Here is a 19285-nt window from a genome sequence, read left to right on the forward strand (position 1 = left end):
CCAACTCGTGTAATCTCGCGCATGGGACTTCTCCTTCATATAGGTTTCAGATTGAATTCAACAACCCAATCTTGGCACTTGATGCCGCTACCGTGAAGTGGGAAGTCCCTTCGTATTCCCCTCAAGCGGAGCGCCAACGTTATATCGCCGTTTAATTTTTTATCTGAGAGGAAATCACTGGCGCCACGGCGCAATCGCTCGCGGCTTGCTACTCACGGGACCTGATCAGTGCAAGGGCGCTCAGGCGGTGGGCTTGGGCGCGCCCACCAATTCGGCGAGCTGGTCGGTGCACTGGCCCCAGCCTTCATGAAAGCCCATTTTTTCATGCGCCTCGCGGTCGGCCACCGACCAGTGCAAGACGCGGGCGGTGTAACGCGTTTTGCTGCCCTCGTCGACAAAGGTTAGCACCACGGTCATGAACGGTTTTTCAGACGGCTGCCACGCTTCGGTGTAGGCGTCGGTAAAAACCAGGCGCTGGTTGGGCACCACCTCCAGGTAGACGCCGCGGCTGGGGAATTCGGTACCGTCGGGGCCGGCCATGACGATCATGCTGGCGCCGCCAGCACGCACATCCAGCTCGGCGCGCGGCGTGCGCCAGGGTTTGGGGGCGAACCACTGTTTGAGCAGTTCGGGCTGGGTCCAGGCCCCGTAAAGCTTCTCGCGCGGGGCGGCGATCAGCCGGGTCAGGACCAGTTCGCGGTCGGAGGCGGGGGCGATGAGGCTTGCGGCAGTCATGCGGTTTTCCTTTCGGTTGGGTTTTACCAAGGCCTTTTCAGGCCTCTCACCTGCACGACGATTAGCGTAGCGCCGTTTCGACAAGCCACGGGAAAAGCCAGGGTAAATACTTGACTGGGTCGCCTGGAACCCAAGCACCAAACGCGTAAACGCTATGCATTTAATAGCTAATGGCGCTCGCCAAATAAGGGCGAAGTGCCGATTTCATGCACAAAATCCGGTTTAACCACGCCTTCTGGCTGGTCAGCCGGTTTTGGCAGGATCGGGCTTGACGCGCGATCCGCGGATGGCCGGTCTGCCCTTACCGGGTCGGCGCTATTGGCAAGTCAGGCGCTACCTGCGCATACTGGCCCGCCAACTCTAACAACCTCAAAGGATGGGACCCATGCGCTACTCCATGACTACCTTCAGCTTTGCCATCGCCACTGCATTTGCGGCCGGAATTGCGGTGTCGCCGTTGGCGCATCACGCGCTGCCCGACGCGCATGCGCAGTCGGCGCCCCTGGCTCCCGCGATGATCGACCTCATGGCGCTCAAGCATGGCGAGATTCCAGCCACACCCAATCCCGAGATGAATGCCCGGGGGCTTGTCAGCACCGACAACGCCACGATTGGCATTCAGTCCGGCAACGTGGCAAAACATATCCATCCCAAAACCGACGAGATCCAGTACATCATCGAAGGCAGCGGCGCGATGTGGCTGGGCGGCGAACGCAAGGAATTCAAACCGGGCACGCTGATCATCATCCCCAAGGGCACGGCACATGGCGGCACCGTGGTGACCAGCGGGCCCGTCAAAGCCCTCGCGATCAAGATCCCGCCGCAGGCCAGGGACGACACGACTTTCGTCAACTGAGTCGCACGCCCGCCGCACGCTGTGGTGCGACCAGCGGCCAGAAGCTCAGCGGCGCCTCGCCAAGCAAGGGACTACGTTCAACGCGCCTTCGGTTTGCGCTTGGTCACAGGCCGGCGTTTTTTGACGACCGGTCGCGGCGCCTCGACCACCTCGGGCGTGGATTCCGGCACCAGCAACACCACCTGCTTGAAGCCCAAGCCCAACATGCCCAGTTCTTCGGCCGCGGCGCGGCTCACATCGATGATGCGGTTGCGGCTGAAAGGGCCGCGGTCGGTGATGCGTACATCCACCTCCCAGCCGTTGACCAGGCTGTGCACCCGCACCATGGTGCCAAAAGGCAAGGTGCGGTGGGCGGCCGTCAGGGCGTGCATATCGTAAATCTCGCCACTGGCGGTGCGCCGACCCTGAAAACCCGGGCCGTACCAGGAGGCAGCGCCGCGCTCGAACTCGCGTGCGGTTTCGCCGGCCAGCAGTTCCGGCCGGGCCGGCTCATCGGCAGGCCGCTCTGCGGGTGACGCGGACTGGCTGGAGGAGGCGCCTGGTACTTTGGGGGCCTTGCCGCTGCGTGGCGCGGGCACGGTGGGCGTGGCCGGCGTCGACACCGGTGCCGTCGTACAGGCGGCCAGCAGCGTCAGCAAGCTGGCGGCCAAGGCAAACCGGATCACACCCTGTTGCATGGGTGGCCCGCTTTAAGCCCCGTTCAGGCGCCGGATGATTTCCGTGGTCGCGGCGGCCTGGTTCATGGTGTAGAAATGGATGGCCGGCACGCCAGCTGTTTGCAGCTGGGCACACAGGGCTGTGATCACATCCAGGCCAAAACTTTTGATGGACGCGGTGTCGTCGCCATACCCCTGCAGGCGCAGGCGTATCCAGCGCGGGATTTCTGCGCCACAGGCGTCGGAAAAACGCATGAGCTGGGTCGAACTGGTGATCGGCATGATGCCGGGCACGACCGGCACATCAAGGCCCATCTTCTGCGTGTCATCCACAAAGCGGAAATAGGCGTCGGCGTTGAAAAAATACTGGGTGATGGCCGAGTTGGCGCCGGCCCTGACCTTGGTCGCAAAGGCCTGCAGGTCGGCATCGGCCGATTTGGCCTGCGGATGGATCTCGGGGTAGGCCGCCACCTCGATGTGAAAGGCATTGCCTGTGGTCTCGCGGATAAACGCCACCAGGTCGCTGGCGTAGTGAAACTCGCCGCCCATGCCGTAACCGCTGGGCAGGTCGCCGCGCAAGGCCACCAGGCGTGTCACCCCCATGGCCTGCAGGTCGGCCAGTTGCTGGCGCACCGTGGCCTTGGTCGCACCCACGCAGGAGAAGTGGCAGGCGGCCTGCACACCTTCGGTCAGGATTTCCTTGACCGTGCCAAAAGTGCCGTCCTGGGTTGAGCCGCCGGCACCAAATGTCACGGAGCAAAACTCGGGCTGATGCGTATACAAAGCCTGGCGCACGCCGCGCAGCTTGTCCGCGCCTTCGGGCGTTTTGGGTGGAAAAAATTCAAAGCTGATCGGAAGATTCATCACCAGTCTCACTTGTTCTTCAGGGCTGCGCAGCGCGACTCAATCGTCTTTGTCGCGGCGTTTGCCGCGCGCCGGGCCGTGCTGGCCGGCGTGGGCTTCTTCAGAGTCCTCGTGCGCCTCATGCATGGCGCGCAGTTCGCTGCGCGGTGTGCGTTTGGCGGCCTTGCGCGGTGGAGCGGCCGCCAGCGGCTGGTCTTCCCCCACGGCTTCGTGGCCTTTTTTCGCATGGATAAAAAATTCGCGGTTGCCGTCGCCGCCTTCAATCGGCGAGTCCAGCCAGCCCAAAACCTCCAGGCCCAGCCCGGTGCAGGTGTCACGCAGCCGCTTTTCGACAAACGCAAAATGCACGGGATCACGCACGATGCCACCCTTGCCCACCTGGCCAGGCTGCAGTTCAAACTGCGGCTTGACCAGCATCAACAAGTGGCCGTCGGGCTTGAGCAGGCGCACCACGGCAGGCAACACCAGGGTCAGCGAGATGAAGGACAAATCGCCGGTCAGGAAATCAAACACCGGGTCAAAGTCGGTGTCGTCTTCGTAGACTTCACCGTCCTCGCCCTCTTCGCCGCCATGCATGGCCCGGCTGTAATGTTCGACCAATTCGTCGGCTGTCAGCGAACGGGCATTAACCCCTTCGATACACACCACGCGCGCATCGTCACGCATCGTGCCGTGCAACTGCCCGTGGCCCACGTCCACACCCACCACCTGGGCGGCGCCGCGCTGCAGCAGGCAATCGGTGAAACCGCCTGTGGACTGGCCGATGTCCAGACAGCGCAAGCCGCTGACTTCGACACCGGTTTTCTGGAGAGCGCCTTCGAGCTTGAGGCCGCCGCGCGAAATGTATTTCGCCTCGGTGCTGTCCGGCACCTGCACCTCGGCATTGCCGGGCAACTCGTCGCCATTTTTGGCGACTTTTTTCCACGGGCCACCCTCTTCCACGCGCCACAAGACGCCCGAAGCAATCAGGCGCTGGGCCTGTGAGCGGGTGGTGGCCAGGCCATGTTCAACGAGAAAGAGGTCAGCGCGCATGGTGGGGTTTTCTGCCTTTTACGGCGTTGAGGGCGTAGCGAGCGGCCCGAAATCCGCAAGGCGGAGATCGGGTCGCGCAGTAGCCATTAATAGCGATAGGTGTTGGCTTTGTAGGGGCCGGACTTGCTGACGCCAATGTAGGCTGCCTGCTCGTCGGTCAACTCGGACAACATGGCGCCGACCTTCTTCAGGTGCAGACGCGCCACTTTTTCGTCCAGGTGCTTGGGCAACACATAAACCTTGCCGGCTTCGTATTCCGATTGCTTGGTGAACAGTTCGATCTGGGCGATGGTCTGGTTCGCGAAGCTGGACGACATGACAAAGCTGGGGTGGCCGGTGCCGCAACCCAGGTTCACCAAACGGCCCTTGGCCAGCAGGATGATGCGTTTGCCGTCCGGGAAGATCACGTGGTCGACTTGTGGCTTGATCTCTTCCCACTCGCATTTTTCCAGCGAGGCGATGTCGATTTCGTTGTCGAAGTGGCCGATGTTGCAGACGATGGCCTGGTCTTTCATGGCGGCCATGTGTTCGTAACGAATCACGTCCTTGTTGCCGGTGGTGGTCACGAAAATGTCGCACTTGTCGGCGGCGTATTCCATGGTCACGACCTTGTAACCTTCCATCGCGGCCTGCAGGGCGTTGATCGGGTCGATCTCGGTCACCCAGACTTGCGCCGACAGCGCGCGCAGGGCCTGGGCCGAACCCTTGCCCACGTCGCCGTAACCGGCCACACAAGCAACCTTGCCGGCGATCATCACGTCGGTGGCGCGCTTGATGCCGTCCACCAGCGATTCGCGGCAGCCGTAGAGGTTGTCGAACTTGGACTTGGTCACCGAGTCGTTGACATTGATGGCGCGCAGGGCCAGCGTGCCCTTGGCCGACATTTCGTTCAAACGCAACACGCCGGTGGTGGTTTCTTCAGTCACGCCGACGATGTTTTTCAGGCGGCGGCTGTACCAGGTCGGGTCTTGCGCCAGCTTGGCCTTGATCGAGTTGAAGAGGCAGATTTCTTCTTCGCTGCCGGGCTTGCTCAGCAGGCTGGCATCGGTCTCGGCACGGGTGCCCAGGTGCATCAGCAAGGTGGCATCGCCGCCGTCGTCCAGAATCATGTTCGGACCTTCTTCAGGCGTGCCCTTGGCGCCGCTGAATTCGAAGATGCGGTGGGTGTAGTCCCAGTAGTCGGCCAGGGTCTCGCCCTTGATGGCGAACACCGGCGTGCCGGTGGCGGCAATCGCGGCGGCAGCGTGGTCTTGCGTCGAGAAGATGTTGCACGAGGCCCAGCGCACGTCGGCACCCAGGGCTTTCAGGGTTTCGATCAGCACACCGGTCTGGATGGTCATGTGCAGCGAACCGGTGATACGTGCGCCCTTGAGCGGCTGGGCCTTGGCGAACTCTTCGCGGATGGCCATCAGGCCCGGCATTTCGGTTTCGGCGATCTTCAGTTCCTTGCGGCCCCAGGCGGCAAGGCCGATGTCGGCAATGATGGAATCAGTCACAGGTTTCAGGACGGCGCTCATACGGTTCTCCAGATTTCAAACGTCAATTGGGCAATATCGCCACGGCATGTTGCGTTGAGGACGGGGGATGTCGGTCGGTCACCCGGCTTCTAAGCACATGCGGGTGAGCGTGGTTGCAAATGAAAGTCCTGAGCCTAGACCACATGTCGTGGGTTGCAACGCTCCTCAGGGAGCCGCCATTGTACAGACATGCGACACTTTCGGCATGAAAGCCCTGAAAATCTGGCCCGAAAACGAGCGCCAACACATCACCGGTGTCTTCACCGACATCGACGACACCCTGACCACCGAGGGCGCCATCACACCCGATGCGCTGCAAGCGCTGGCCGACCTGAAAGCCGCCGGCCTGCACGTGATTCCCATCACCGGCCGCCCGGTCGGCTGGAGCGAGCCCTTTGCGCTCAGCTGGCCGGTCGATGCCATCGTCGCCGAAAACGGCGCGGTGGCGCTTGTTTCAAGCCAAAAAGGCCTGCCGCCCTTATTAGACGGGCGCATACAGCTATCAAAACTGTACCAGCAAGATGAAACCACCCGCCTGGCCAACTACGCCCGCATGCAGCAGGTGGCGCGCCGCGTGACGCTGGAAGTGCCAGGCGCCGTCCTGTCGCAAGACAGCCCGGGGCGCGAAACCGACATCGCCATCGACCACAGCGAGTTTGTGCATTTGCCGGCCGAGGCCATCAACCAGGCCGTGGCCATCATGCGGAACGAAGGCATGAACGCCACCGTGAGCTCCATCCACATCAACGGCTGGTTTGGCGCACACAACAAGCTCGAAGGCGCGCGCTGGATAGTCCGCGAGCTGCTGGGCCGCGACCTGGACACCGAGATGCAGAACTGGGTCTATGTCGGCGACTCGACCAACGACCAGCTGATGTTTGAAGCCTTCCCGCATTCGGTGGGCGTGGCCAACATACGCCGCTTTGAGGCGCAGCTCAGCCACAAGCCGCGTTACATCACCGAGGGGGAACGCGGCGCGGGGTTCACCGAAGTGGCCAAGGCCGTGCTGGAAGCGCGCCGCCGCTGAGCAGCACGGCGATTTGGCCGGTATTTACAAGCCAAATCGACCTCCAGCCCATATACATCGGGCGCAAGCAGCTATTTATTCAATAGCAACTCCGCCACACCCACCCGGGCCAGCACACTTTCCAACGCCTTGCCCGTGTGCGTGCCCAGCTTCACCACCGCCTCCGGTGGCGCGGACGCCACCACCTGGCCGCCGGCGTTGCCGCCGTCGGGCCCCAGGTCAATCACCCAGTCGGCCTCGGCAATCACATCCAGGTCGTGTTCGATCACGACCACGCTGTGGCCGCCGTTGACCAGGCGGTGCAGGACGTGGATCAATTTTTCCACGTCGGCCATATGCAGGCCCACGGTCGGTTCGTCCAGCACGTACAAGGTGTGCGGCGCTTTCTGGCCACGGCGTGTGATGTCGTCGCGCACCTTGGACAGCTCGGTCACCAGCTTGATACGTTGCGCCTCGCCGCCCGACAAGGTGGGTGAGGGCTGACCCAGGGTCAAATAACCCAGGCCCACGTCTTTGAGCAACTGCAGCGGGTGCGCGATGCTGGGCATGGACGCAAAAAATTCCACGGCTTCATCCACTTCCATGGTCAAGACGTCGCCGATGTTTTTGCCGCGCCAGGTCACGGCCTGGGTTTCGGGATTGAAACGTGCGCCGTGGCAGGTTTCGCACAACACCTTCACATCGGGCAAAAAGCTCATGCCTATGGTGCGCACGCCGGCGCCTTCGCAGGTCGGGCAGCGCCCTTCGCCGGTGTTGAAACTGAAACGCCCGGCGCTATAACCGCGCGCCCGCGCTTCCAGCGTATCGGCAAACAGCTTGCGCACCGTGTCCCAAAAACCGATGTAGGTGGCCGGGCAGGAACGCGGCGTTTTGCCAATCGGCGTCTGGTCCACTTCCAGCACGCGGTCCACGAGGGCATAACCTTCAATGGCCTCGCAGCCGGTCCAGGCCGGGTGGCTGCCGCTGTCATCGGCATCACGCCCGGCCTTGGTCGAGCGTTGCATGACCGCGGCGTGCACATTGGTCAGCAAAACATCACGCGCCAAGGTGGATTTGCCGGAGCCCGACACACCCGTCACGGCGACCAGCCGGTACAGCGGCACAGCCACCGACACATTCTTGAGGTTGTGTAAGTGCGCATTCACCACCATGAGCCAGGAGGTGAACGGCCCTGCGGCGCTGGGCGCCGCGTTGTGCAACGCGCTGGCACTGGCCGCCGCGGCCTTCAAGGCCTGGGCTTTCAAGGCAGCCGCCTTTTGCTTGCTCACGGGTTTGGCATCCTCAGCAACAGGCAGCGCCACCACCACGGCGGCCGGCGCAGCGCCGGTACGTGTCTCACGACGTTGCTGCAGCGGATGAATCAAGGGGTTGGCCAGGTAATACCCGGTGAGTGAATCCGGCAGCGTCGCCAGGTGTTCGGCCGTGCCCTGCCCCACCAGTTGCCCGCCGCGTTTGCCGGCGCCGGGACCGATGTCGATGATGTTGTCGGCGCGGCGAATCGTGTCTTCGTCATGCTCCACCACCACAAGGGTGTTGCCACGTTCGCTGAGTTTGCCCAGGGCACGCAGCAGGATCTGGTTGTCGCGCGGGTGCAGGCCAATCGTGGGCTCGTCCAATACATAACAAACGCCCTGCAAATTCGAGCCGAGTTGCGCGGCCAGCCGGATACGCTGCGCTTCGCCGCCCGACAGTGTGGGCGCGCCGCGGTCTAGCGTCAGATAACCCAGGCCCACGTCTTCCAGAAATTCGAGCCGGCTTTTGATCTCGGGAATCAAATCGCGCGCAATACCGGCTTCGCGGCCGGACAGCGTCAATTGCTCAACCCAGGCCCGCACGTCGGTCACCGACAAGGCCGCGATGTCGGCAATGCCGATGCCGGCGAACTTCACCGCGCGTGCCTGTGCGTTCAAGCGTGTACCCTCGCATTTCGGACAGGCCGCGTCCACCACATCGTCGGCCTCGGGTTCGGCAAAACTTTGTTCGCGTCCCTTGTTGTCATCGTCGCGCACCGAGTCGTCAAATACTTTGCGCTGCTCTTTGGTGAGTTTGACGCCGGTGCCCACACAATCCGGGCACCAGCCGTGTTTGCTGTTGTAGCTGAAAAGCCGCGGGTCCAGCTCGGGGTAAGAGGTGGAACACACCGGGCAGGCACGTTGCGTGGACGAGGCCTGCAATTGGCCGATGTGTTTGGTGGAGGTGCCGGCCAACATCGCGCCGCGCAGCCCATCAAGCGGGGCCAACACATGCACCACCCCTTTGCCATGTTGCAGCGCCGTCGTCAACGCCTGGCGCAGCGCGGCTTCGTTGTCGGGCGTGACGTGGATGTCGGCAATCGGCAGCTCGACCGTGTGTTCCTTGAAGCGGTCTATACGCGGGAAATTGGTGGTCGGCAAAAACTCGCCGTCAATGCGCAAATGCGTGTAACCACGCGGTCGCGCCCAGTCGGCCAGCTCGGTGTAGACACCCTTGCGGTTGATCACCAGCGGCGCCAGCAGGCCGATGTGCTTGCCGCGGTAGGCCTTGAGCAGTTGGGCGGCAATACTCTCAGCACTTTGCGGCATCACGGCGGCACCGTCCTTGGTGCAATGCTGGATGCCCAGCTTGACATACAAGAGACGCAGAAAATGCCAGACCTCGGTGGTGGTGCCGACGGTGGACTTGCGCCCGCCGCGCGACAGGCGCTGCTCAATCGCCACAGTCGGTGGAATGCCGTAGACCGCATCCACCTCGGGCCGGCCGGCCGGTTGCACAATGCTGCGCGCATAGGCGTTGAGCGACTCCAGGTAACGCCGCTGGCCTTCGTTGAACAGAATGTCAAAAGCCAGGGTGGATTTGCCGGACCCCGACACACCGGTCACCACATTGAACTGGCCGCGCGGAATATTGACCGACAAGCTTTTGAGGTTGTGCTCCTTGGCGTTGACGATCTGGATCAGGTTGGAGAACTTGGGCTTGGTGGCCCAGGCCTTGGGTCGCGCTTCTTCGACACCATGCACCTTGCCCATGGCTTGTTCGTATTCACGCAGCGCCAGCGCGGTGTGTGAGGTCGGGTGCTGGCGAACTTCTTCCGGCGTGCCCTGGGCCACCAGCAGACCGCCGGCTTCACCGCCTTCGGGGCCGAGGTCGATCAGCCAGTCGGCGGAACGGATCACGTCCAGGTTGTGCTCGATGATGATCAACGAATGGCCCACGTCCAACAACTTGCGCAGCGCCCGCATCAGCTTGGCGATGTCATCAAAATGCAGGCCGGTGGTCGGCTCGTCAAACAAAAAGAGCGTGCCACGGTTGATGTTTTTCAGCGCCAGCGGCTGGCGGCTGACACTGGCTGTTTTGGAGGCGCCGGCCAGGAAACCGGCGAGCTTGAGGCGCTGTGCCTCGCCGCCCGACAGGGTCGGCACGGGCTGACCCAGCTTCACATATTCCAGGCCCACATCCACAATCGGTTGCAGCGCACGAATCACCTCGCGGTCTTGCGCAAACAGCTGGCTGGCTTCACTCACCGTCAGGTCCAGCACGTCGGATACATTCATCAGCCGCGGCAACACATCACCGATGGCTTTGCGCTCTATCGTGACTTCCAGGATTTCGGGCCGGTAACGTTTCCCGTCGCAATCGGGGCAACGCAGATACACGTCGCTCAGGAACTGCATCTCCACATGTTCGAAGCCCGAACCACCGCAGGTCGGGCAACGCCCGTCGCCGTTGTTGAAGCTGAACTTGGACGCGGTGTAGCTGCGTTGCCACGCCAGCGGGGCCTGTGCAAACAGTTCGCGCACGGCGTCCCAGGCACCGACATAACTGGCCGGGTTGGAACGCGCGGTCTTGCCAATCGGCGACTGGTCGACAAACACCACATCGGTCAGGTAGTCCGCCCCCAGCAGTCTATCGTGCGCACCCGGCGTTTCGGTGGCCTTGCCAAACTGGCGCAGCAGTGCCGGCGCCAGGATGTCCTGCATCAAGGTGGACTTGCCCGACCCGCTGACACCGGTGACACAGACCAGGCGCTGCAGCGGAAATTCGATCGTCAGGTTTTTCAGATTGTGGTCGCGTGCGCCTTCAAGAATCAGGCGCGGCGTGTTGTCCGTGACCGCGCGTTTGAAACCCATGCCTACCTGCTTGCGTGAACCGAGGTAGGCGCCGGTCAGGGTGTCTGCATGTTTGAGGTCTTCGGGCGTGCCATCAAACACAATCTGCCCGCCCTTCTCGCCCGGGCCGGGGCCCATATCTATCATGCGGTCGGCGGCCAGCATCACGGCCGGGTCATGTTCAACCACCACCAGCGTGTTGCCGGCATCACGCAGCCTGTGCATGGCCTGGGTGATACGGTTCATGTCGCGCGGGTGCAGGCCGATGGAGGGTTCGTCCAGCACAAACAAGGTGTTGACCAGCGAGGTGCCCAGCGCCGTCGTCAGGTTGATACGCTGCACCTCACCGCCCGACAAGGTGCGGCTTTGGCGGTCCAGGGTCAGGTAACTAATACCGACATCACACAAGTATTTGACGCGGGTGTGGATTTCCTCGAACAAGGATTTAAGCGCCTTGTATTCCGCATCGGGTTCGCTGCCGTCTTGCACTGCGGCCGGCGCCAGGCCGTTGAAGAACTGTCGCAGGCGGTCAATCGGCAGTTGCATCAAATCATGCAAGCTCAGGCCAGGCAGGGCTTCAAGTTGCGCACGACTCCAGTCCACGCCCACCGGCATAAAACGTTTGCCCGGTGGCAACACCGCATCAGCCGCCTCTTTGGAGCCCAGACGCCACAACAAGGCCTCCAGCTTCAGGCGCGCACCGCCGCAGGTTTCGCAAGGCGTGTAACTGCGGTACTTGGACAGCAGCACACGAATGTGCATCTTGTAGGCCTTGCTTTCGAGGTAGGCAAAAAACCGCTTGATGCCAAACCAGTGCTGGTTCCATTTGCCGTTCCAGTTGGGCGAGCCGTTGATGACCCAGCCCTGCTGCTCGGGGGTGAGTTTGGACCAGGGTGTGTCGCGCGGAATGCCCGCCGTTTCGGCGTGACGCATCAAATCGTCCTGCGCCTCTTTCCAGGCGGGCGTCTGCATCGTCTTGATCGCCCCGGAACGCAAGGTCAGCTTGTCGTTGGGAATCACCAGGCCGTAGTCCACCCCGATCACGCGGCCAAAACCACGGCAGGTTTCGCAAGCGCCCATGGCCGAGTTGAAGGAAAACAGCGAAGGTGTGGGATCGCCATAACGCAGGTCACTGTCGGGGCAATGCAGACCGGTCGAAAAGCGCCACATCAACTCGGGCGCTCCGTCCTCCCCGCTCTGCACATACACATTCAGCTTGCCGCCACGTTTGAGTGCCACTTCAATGGCTTCGATCACGCGCGCCTTTTCGGCGCTGTGAATGCGAAAACGATCTGCCACCACGTCCAGCAATTTGTGTGGGCCGGCGGGGGTGGCCACCTCGCGCTCGGCATGAACCCGAGTGAAGCCGCTGGCCGACAACCACTGTGTCACCTGCTCGGCGCTGGTGTTACCGGGCAACTCCACCGGAAAAGTCATGACGAGACGTGCCCCCACGCTTGTCGCTTCGCGTACTTCGCTGCCCCCCGGGGGGGCTAATTTTCCTTGGGGCGGCCCGGCGGAAAACTGGGCGTCGTCCAATGCCGCCGTGCGCGCCATCAGTTCGGCATAAATCGACTCGGGTGTGTCATGCCGCACCGCCTGAGCGGTCTTTTTGTCAAACAGCTGCGCGGCACGGGCGTACAACAACTTCAAATGGTCGTTGAGCTCGGTCATGGTGCCCACGGTCGAGCGCGAGCTGCGCACCGGGTTGGTCTGGTCAATCGCGATGGCCGGCGGCACACCTTCGACCTTGTCCACGGCGGGTTTGTCCATGCGGTCCAGGAACTGCCGGGCATAAGCCGAGAAAGTTTCCACGTAACGGCGCTGGCCTTCGGCAAACAGGGTGTCAAACACCAGCGACGACTTGCCCGAGCCGCTGGGGCCCGTGACCACCGTCATTTCGCCGGTGCGAATATCCAGATCCAGATTTTTGAGGTTGTGCTGGCGCGCGCCGCGAATGCGGATGATTCCCTGGGACATGGTTGACTGCTTTCCTGAAGAGGTCAAACATTCTAGACAGTGCAGCCAAGGCGTGCTGCGTGGGGTTAAAACCCTTTGGGGCACCGAAAAGCCCGCGCGTTACCCGGGTTTCGTCTGGTTTTTGGGGATGCTTGCAGGCGCCACCGTGTGACATCGATTGGGACTGCGACCCAGACAACTGATGCGGGCTTGTCGCGCTCGCCGTCTTCCGTCAGGCCAGCCTGGCGCGCAAGGCCATGTTGACGCGACCAAGGCCAGAGGCGGCGCCAACAAGGGGAACGCTAAAGCGGAGAAATCAAGCGCTGCGCTGAGAACCGCAACGGACCTGACACGCGGGTGGCATACACCGCCACGTCTCAGTCGTACAGGGCGCTTTGAAGTTCCTTGAACTTCTCCGGCCCGACGGCGTCCTTGATTTTGGGCGCCAACTCCTGCAACTGGGCCAGGTTGCCTGCAGCTTCCACCGCCAGGTTGAGCCGAAAACCACGCAGGCCCAGACTCGCCGTCAAGCGTGTGGCGACCGGGTAGGCCTTGGAATAATGCGCCTGCTCGTTTTGGGTAGGCGGGGCGCCGGCGACCGACGCCGGGGCTGGCTGCTGCGCAGCCACAGGCGCGGCGGCGGCGCTGGCCGCCAGCAGGCCCAAGGCAAGCAAATGATTCACATCCTCTGCCGTGACATTCAATCCAGCGGTTGCTTTGAGCACCTCCTCGGTGCTGCGTTTGCCGTCAAACATGATGAACGCCGAGCGCTGCCGCGGCGTGAGTGCAACAGAACGGCTCTGGAACGCTGCTTGGCCCAGTTCCGTCTTCGTATAAATCATCGGCTTGTCTCCAATCAATGCACTGGGCTCCCCCTGTGGAACTTAGAGACGTTGTTCTTGTGTTTGTATTTTTGTCTCGCTTAATCCAATTTAACCCATTTTGACAAGCCATGCACTATTTTTGGGCGCAGCCACATAGCAGCGAACGCAGCCCCTGTCACGAAGCAGGGACAACACTCAGGCGGCAGCAGCTTCTTTCGCCACGACATGGGTGGGCACTGGCAAGGCGCCGTGTTTTTCACCGCCCATATCAATATCTCCGCCATTGGCGAGCATGTACAGGGCCAAGCCCGCAAACACCACAAAGGCCACTGCAATTTTCCACATCTTCATTCTCCAAAAAAAAAGACCCCCGGCAAATGATGGCGAGGGCCAAAAACCTAGAAAAAGACCAATCGGACAGCACAGGCTGCAAGGCCTGTACTGCCGTACGCGTTCAGTCTTTGGCGTAAATGTCCACGTCCTTGGTTTCCTTGATGAACAAGGTACCGATCACAAAGGTCATGCCGGCAATGATGATCGGGTACCACAAGCCGTTGTACATATTGCCGGTCTGCGCCACGATGGCAAACGCCGTGGTGGGCAACAGACCGCCGAACCAGCCGTTACCGATGTGGTAGGGCAGACTCATCGAGGTGTATCGAATGCGGGTCGGGAACATCTCCACCAGCATGGCGGCAATCGGGCCGTACACCATGGTCACCAGCAAGACCAGCCAGAACAACAACGCAACCGTGAGGAGCTTGTTCATCTTGGCCGGATCCGCCTTGGTCGGGTAGCCTGCGAGCTTCAGGTCATCGGCCACTTCTTTCTTGAACGCGGCAATGGACTTGGCGGAAGTTTCGTCAAACTTGAGGTTGACCACCGTCCCGCTAGGCGCTTGCACGGTCTTGTCACCAATCTTGACGACGGCCGGCGAACCCGCAGGGCCGGCGACGTTGTCATAACTCACCGAGTTTTGCACCAGGTAACGCTTGGCAATATCGCACGAACTTCTGAAGTCAATCTCACGCGCCACAGGATTACCCTGGAACGAGCAGGTCGCTGGATCGGCCGTCACCACGACGCCGGCGGTGGCTTGTGCCTTGGCCAGATCAGGGTTGGCGGCTTCCGTGATCATCTTGAAGACTGGGAAGTAGGTGACCACGGCCAGCAGGCAACCGGCCATGATGATGGGCTTGCGGCCAATCTTGTCCGACAGCGTGCCGAAGATCACGAAGAAAGGCGTGCCGAGCAGCAGCGCGGCGGCAATCATCAGGTTGGCGCTGGTGTTGTCCACTTTCAGCTGTTGCGTCAGGAAGAACAACGCGTAGAACTGACCCGAGTACCAGACCACGGCCTGGCCGGCGGTCAAACCGATCAGCGCGAGGATGACGATCTTCAGGTTTTTCCACTGGCCGAAAGACTCGGCCAACGGTGCCTTGGAGGTCTTGCCTTCGGCCTTCATTTTCTGGAAAGCTGGCGATTCGGACAGCGACAGGCGGATCCAGACCGAGATGCCCAGCAGGAAAATGGATGCCAGGAAGGGAATGCGCCAGCCCCAATCACCAAAGGCCTGCTCACCCAGCCAGGTGCGCACGCCCAGAATCACCAGCAGGCTCAGGAACAGGCCCAAGGTGGCCGTGGTCTGAATCCACGAGGTGTACGCACCGCGCTTGCCGTGAGGTGCATGTTCTGCCACGTAAACCGCTGCGCCGCCGTATTCACCGCCCAGTGCCAGGCCTTGCAGCATGCGCAATGCGATCAGGATCACGGGCGCCGCCACACCAATCGTGGCATAGCTGGGCAACAAGCCGACGATGAAGGTCGACAAGCCCATGATCAGGATGGTCACCAGGAAGGTGTACTTGCGGCCGATCATGTCGCCAAGACGGCCGAACATCAGTGCCCCGAAAGGACGCACGATGAAGCCGGCGGCAAACGCGAGCAAGGCGAAAATGAAGGCCGCGCCCGCATCCAATCCGCTGAAGAACTGCTTGGCAATAATGGCTGCCAGCGAACCGTACAGGTAAAAGTCGTACCACTCGAACACGGTGCCGAGCGACGAGGCGAAGATAACCTTCTTCTCCTCGGCCGTCATCGGCTTGTCAGGGGCTGCTGTTGACATGATCTAGTCTCCAAATAATGTGTGCCCCCGAGATGGAGGGCTGGATGCATTATTTTTGGAGACACTGACCCTGCTCTGACTTGAAACCAACAGGAGCTTGCACGAAACTTATGCGGGGCTGACAAGTTAAGGGGAAACCCGCAAGAAAATTTTCAGCATGCGGAGAGCATGCCGCCAAGGACTATTTTTGGCGCGTGATGCCAGGCGCAAGCTGACAGGCAGACGACCAGTCGGGACCGTCAAACCAGGCATCCCCCAGCAGAAAAGCGTGCAGCATGGGTAGCGCATCCAGGCCCCAGAACACCTGGCCGTCCACCACCATGGCCGGCACGCCAAACACACCTTGTGCGATGGCCTCGTCGCTGTGCGCCTGCAGCTGCGCTTTGACATCGGCCGCGTTGACCTCGCGTGGCGGCGCCAGTTGTGCCGTCAGCGCCGCCAGCCGCTGGGCATCACTGGCCTCCGCACCACCGCACCAGACATGCCGAAACAAGGTTTCGCAAACATAACGGTTGGGTGTGCCATGGGCATCACAAGCCACGGCCAAACGCAGCAGAGGCAAGGGGTTGAACGGATGGGTGGCCGGCAGTTGCAGCGTGATGCCATGTTGATGCGCCAGCCACAAGACCTGGCGATAGGTCCACTCGCGTTTACCGGCAATTTCCGCCGGGCCCAGTTGTCCGTGATGTTTCAGCAGGCCGGCAAACAACAGCGGTTTGTACGTCACGCTGTAGCTGATGCCTTTCAGGGCTTCCGGCAGTTTTTCGAACGCCAGGTAGGCGTAGGGCGAAAGAAAGTCGACATAAAAGCTGATGTGTTTCATGGTCATGGCTGCAGGCGCAGGATGTGAGGTCATGATTGCAAGGTCGAGATACGCTGCTCGATCAGCTCCCACACAGCACGTTTTCCGTCATTGGAGGCCTGGCTCCAGGCGGCGATTTCGTCGCGCGTGCGAAAGCAGCCTTCGCATAATCCGCTGGCTGAATTCATGCGGCAGATGGAAATACAGGGAGAAGGAATATCCACGGTCTCCGCCTTGATGCTGCGGGCGCGAAACGTGACCAAATCAATCGCGTGTTGCAAAGCAACCCGCTCCTGCACAGGATCCACCGCGACATCGGCCACCGGGGCGCCGGTCAAGGTTTGCAATTGCTGCGGACTCAGCCTGAACACGCCATGCGGATGGCCGGCCGCCGCCCAGATATCTTCAAACCGAAACAAGGTCTGGTCGATCAGCGTGATGGACGGGCTGGCATGTGCCAGCGGTGACACCCCACCAATCGAAAAACCAGTGCGCGCCTTGACGAAGTCCGCATCGGCACGGCCCAGGCGTTTGCCGTCGGGGCACACCAGGGCTTCGACTTTTCGTTCATCCACGCGCTGGTCACCGGCCGTGATGACCAGCACCGCCGCGTCGTCCGACTTGCGGCGAAAGATGATACTTTTGGCAATCTGGCCCAGCGCAATACCCAGCGCGTCAGCCGCCTGCTGCGCAGTGCGCGCCGCATCGTCCAGCATCACAGGCGTATGCGGATGGCCGCTGGCCTCAAGAACTGCAGCAACACGTTGAACGCCCTCAGGCAACATGGTCAACTCTGCACCACACATCAGCCGGCCCTCTTGTTCAGCAAAGCAGTGGCCGCACGCGAGTTGGGTTTGCGCCCCAGGAAGTCGCTGATGAACTTTCCAGCATCAATCAGCTTGTCGAGGTCGATGCCCGTGTCTATGCCCATGCCTTGCAGCAGGTAGACCACGTCTTCCGTCGCCACATTGCCGGTGGCACCCTTGGCATAAGGACAGCCGCCCAGACCGGCGCACGAGGTGTCGTATTGCCAGATGCCCATTTGCAGGCAGATCAGCGTGTTGCCCAGTGCCTGGCCATAGGTGTCGTGAAAATGGCCAGACACCTCGTCGAGAGAAAAATGCTGCAAGGCCGCGTCCATCGCCCGCTGCACCTTCAGCGGTGTGCCCACACCAATCGTGTCGGCCACCCCCACATGTTGCACGCCAATGTCCTTGAGCAGACGTGCCACCATGCCGACCCGCTCAGGCGCAATTTCACCTTCGTAAGGGCAACCCACGGCGCAGGAAATTGCGGCGCGTACATGGATGTTTTTCGCCCGCGCCGCGTCGACCACCGGCCGGAAGCGTTCTATGCTTTCGGCGATGGAGCAGTTGATGTTGCGCTGGCTGAAGGCCTCGCTGGCCGCGGCAAACACCACGACCTCATCGGGTTTTGACAACACGGCCGCCTCGAAGCCCTGCATATTGGGCGTCAGCACCGAATAACGCACACCCGGCTGGCGTGTGATGCCGGCCATCACCTCCGCGTTGTCAGCCATTTGCGGCACCCATTTGGGCGAGACAAAACTGGTGACCTCGATGTCCATCAGCCCGGCATCCTGCAGCCTGTGCACCAGCTCGATCTTGACCGCTGCAGGCACCGCTTGTTTCTCATTTTGCAGGCCGTCACGCGGGCCAACATCGACGAGTTTGACTTTGGAGGGGAGTGTCATGGGGCTCCTTCAGGAGATAAGGTGGTCGCGAGCCGGTTGTCAAGCAAGCAGGGGCCGTGGAACCGGCTTCGCCGGGCCGCAGGCGCAGCGGCCCCCTCGGGGGGAAGGGCGTTACGCGAAGCGAACAACCGTGGGGGCAACATCAGTATCCCTTCTTCGGGTCAACCACACCGGCAAGACTGGCAATGTCTTGCCCGCCCTGCAGCGCCACGATCTTGCCGGCAATCTGCGCAATACTTTCCTCACGCAGGGTGCGGGCCGAGGTGTGCGGCGTGATCGTGATTTTGGGATGTTGCCAGAAGGCATGGGCGGCCGGCAGGGGTTCGGTCCGAAAAACGTCCAGCGTCGCGCCGGCCAGATGGCCGCTGTCAATCAGTGCAATCAAGTCCTCGTCCACCAGGTGGGCGCCGCGCGCCACGTTGATGACGTAAGCGCCGGGCAGCAGCCGGGAAAGCGTTTGCCGGTTCATGATGTTCTGCGTCTCCGGCGTGAGTGGCAAGAGGCAGACCAGGATGCGGGTGCCGGCCAGGAAATCCTGAAAGCCGTCATCCCCCGAAAAACAAGTCACGCCGTCCACGTTTTTGGCCGATCGGCTCCAGCCACGCACCGGAAAGTCGAACTGCGTCAGTGTCCTGGCGACCCGCTCACCCAACGTCCCCAGCCCCATGACACCCACCGGAAAATCGGCGCGCAACTGCGGTTTGCGGTAAGACCAACGGCCCTGCTGAATATCGGCCTCGTAAGCATCAAACTCCCGGAAATGCCGAATCACCGCGTGGCTGACATATTCGGCCATTTGTACCGACATGCCGGCGTCGTCCAGGCGCACCACACGGGCCTGGGGCGGCAAACGCAGCTTCATCAAGGCATCGACACCCGCCCCGATATTGAACAAGGCCTTGAGCTGCGGCTGTTCATCGAAAAATTGCTGAGGCGGGGCCCAGACGACGGCATAGTCGGCGGCCTCGGCGCCAGGCGCCCACAGTTCTACACTGTCGGCCGGAAACGCCGCACGCAAGCCTGCCAGCCAGGGATCGGGCTTGGCATCGGTGCAGCAAAAAGTAATTTTCATCGTTTCGTCATCTCTAT

15 protein-coding genes and 1 riboswitch are annotated in these 19285 nt (G+C 61.5%); of the genes, 2 read left to right on the top strand and 13 right to left on the bottom strand.

Annotation, left to right across the window (positions count from 1 at the left end):
- Positions 1-240: 240 nt before the first annotated feature.
- Positions 241-735 (bottom strand): SRPBCC family protein, encoded by a 495-nt coding sequence (locus R6254_RS21525; protein ID WP_318409738.1) that lies wholly within the window; start codon positions 733-735, stop codon positions 241-243.
- 397 nt (positions 736-1132) lie between these two features.
- Here R6254_RS21525 and R6254_RS21530 point away from each other — a divergent pair, with 397 nt between their 5' ends.
- Positions 1133-1591, top strand: a complete 459-nt coding sequence (locus R6254_RS21530; protein WP_318409739.1) for a cupin domain-containing protein — start codon at positions 1133-1135, stop codon at positions 1589-1591.
- A 77-nt stretch (positions 1592-1668) separates the two neighbouring features.
- On the opposite strand, the gene R6254_RS21535 is transcribed toward R6254_RS21530, so the two are convergent.
- The 4 genes from R6254_RS21535 to ahcY form a co-directional block, all read right to left on the bottom strand.
- Positions 1669-2268: a septal ring lytic transglycosylase RlpA family protein gene (locus R6254_RS21535; protein WP_318409740.1), complete on the bottom strand. Its 600-nt coding sequence runs from the start codon at positions 2266-2268 to the stop codon at positions 1669-1671.
- A gap of 12 nt (positions 2269-2280) precedes the next feature.
- Entirely contained in the window at positions 2281-3111 is an 831-nt protein-coding gene (gene metF / locus R6254_RS21540) for a methylenetetrahydrofolate reductase [NAD(P)H] (RefSeq protein WP_318409741.1), read from the bottom strand.
- A gap of 39 nt (positions 3112-3150) precedes the next feature.
- Positions 3151-4143, bottom strand: a complete 993-nt coding sequence (locus R6254_RS21545; RefSeq protein ID WP_318409742.1) for a TlyA family RNA methyltransferase — start codon at positions 4141-4143, stop codon at positions 3151-3153.
- An 86-nt stretch (positions 4144-4229) separates the two neighbouring features.
- Complete coding sequence (gene ahcY, locus R6254_RS21550; RefSeq protein ID WP_318409743.1) at positions 4230-5660, bottom strand: adenosylhomocysteinase; 1431 nt, start codon at positions 5658-5660, stop codon at positions 4230-4232.
- 98 nt (positions 5661-5758) lie between these two features.
- A riboswitch (S-adenosyl-L-homocysteine riboswitch) is annotated at positions 5759-5833 on the bottom strand.
- 32 nt (positions 5834-5865) lie between these two features.
- Between ahcY and R6254_RS21555 the strand changes: the two genes are divergently transcribed.
- Positions 5866-6687 (top strand): HAD-IIB family hydrolase, encoded by an 822-nt coding sequence (locus R6254_RS21555; protein WP_318409744.1) that lies wholly within the window; start codon positions 5866-5868, stop codon positions 6685-6687.
- A gap of 71 nt (positions 6688-6758) precedes the next feature.
- Here R6254_RS21555 and R6254_RS21560 read toward each other — a convergent pair whose 3' ends face one another.
- The 8 genes from R6254_RS21560 to R6254_RS21595 form a co-directional block, all read right to left on the bottom strand.
- The gene (locus R6254_RS21560; protein ID WP_318409745.1) at positions 6759-12752 is read right to left on the bottom strand and encodes an excinuclease ABC subunit UvrA; all 5994 of its coding nucleotides are present in this window, start codon (positions 12750-12752) and stop codon (positions 6759-6761) included.
- A gap of 356 nt (positions 12753-13108) precedes the next feature.
- Positions 13109-13573 carry a hypothetical protein gene (locus tag R6254_RS21565; protein ID WP_318409746.1) on the bottom strand — a complete coding sequence of 155 codons (465 nt, stop codon included), beginning with the start codon at positions 13571-13573 and terminating at the stop codon, positions 13109-13111.
- Between the two features lie 177 nt (positions 13574-13750).
- On the bottom strand, positions 13751-13900 hold the full coding sequence (locus R6254_RS21570; protein ID WP_318409747.1) for a hypothetical protein: 150 nt from the start codon (positions 13898-13900) through the stop codon (positions 13751-13753).
- 109 nt (positions 13901-14009) lie between these two features.
- On the bottom strand, positions 14010-15680 hold the full coding sequence (locus tag R6254_RS21575) for an MFS transporter (protein WP_318409748.1): 1671 nt from the start codon (positions 15678-15680) through the stop codon (positions 14010-14012).
- Between the two features lie 181 nt (positions 15681-15861).
- Positions 15862-16503, bottom strand: a complete 642-nt coding sequence (locus R6254_RS21580; protein WP_318409763.1) for a 2-hydroxychromene-2-carboxylate isomerase — start codon at positions 16501-16503, stop codon at positions 15862-15864.
- 29 nt (positions 16504-16532) lie between these two features.
- A complete protein-coding gene (locus tag R6254_RS21585; RefSeq protein ID WP_318409749.1) occupies positions 16533-17267 on the bottom strand; it encodes a YbaK/EbsC family protein in 735 nt (244 codons plus the stop codon).
- Positions 17268-17287: 20 nt separating this feature from the next.
- On the bottom strand, positions 17288-18196 hold the full coding sequence (locus R6254_RS21590; protein ID WP_318409750.1) for a hydroxymethylglutaryl-CoA lyase: 909 nt from the start codon (positions 18194-18196) through the stop codon (positions 17288-17290).
- 142 nt (positions 18197-18338) lie between these two features.
- A complete protein-coding gene (locus R6254_RS21595; protein ID WP_318409751.1) occupies positions 18339-19268 on the bottom strand; it encodes a 2-hydroxyacid dehydrogenase in 930 nt (309 codons plus the stop codon).
- Between the last annotated feature and the right edge of the window lie 17 nt (positions 19269-19285).

Source organism: Polaromonas potterensis (genome assembly GCF_033446725.1).
Lineage (GTDB): Bacteria > Pseudomonadota > Gammaproteobacteria > Burkholderiales > Burkholderiaceae_C > Polaromonas.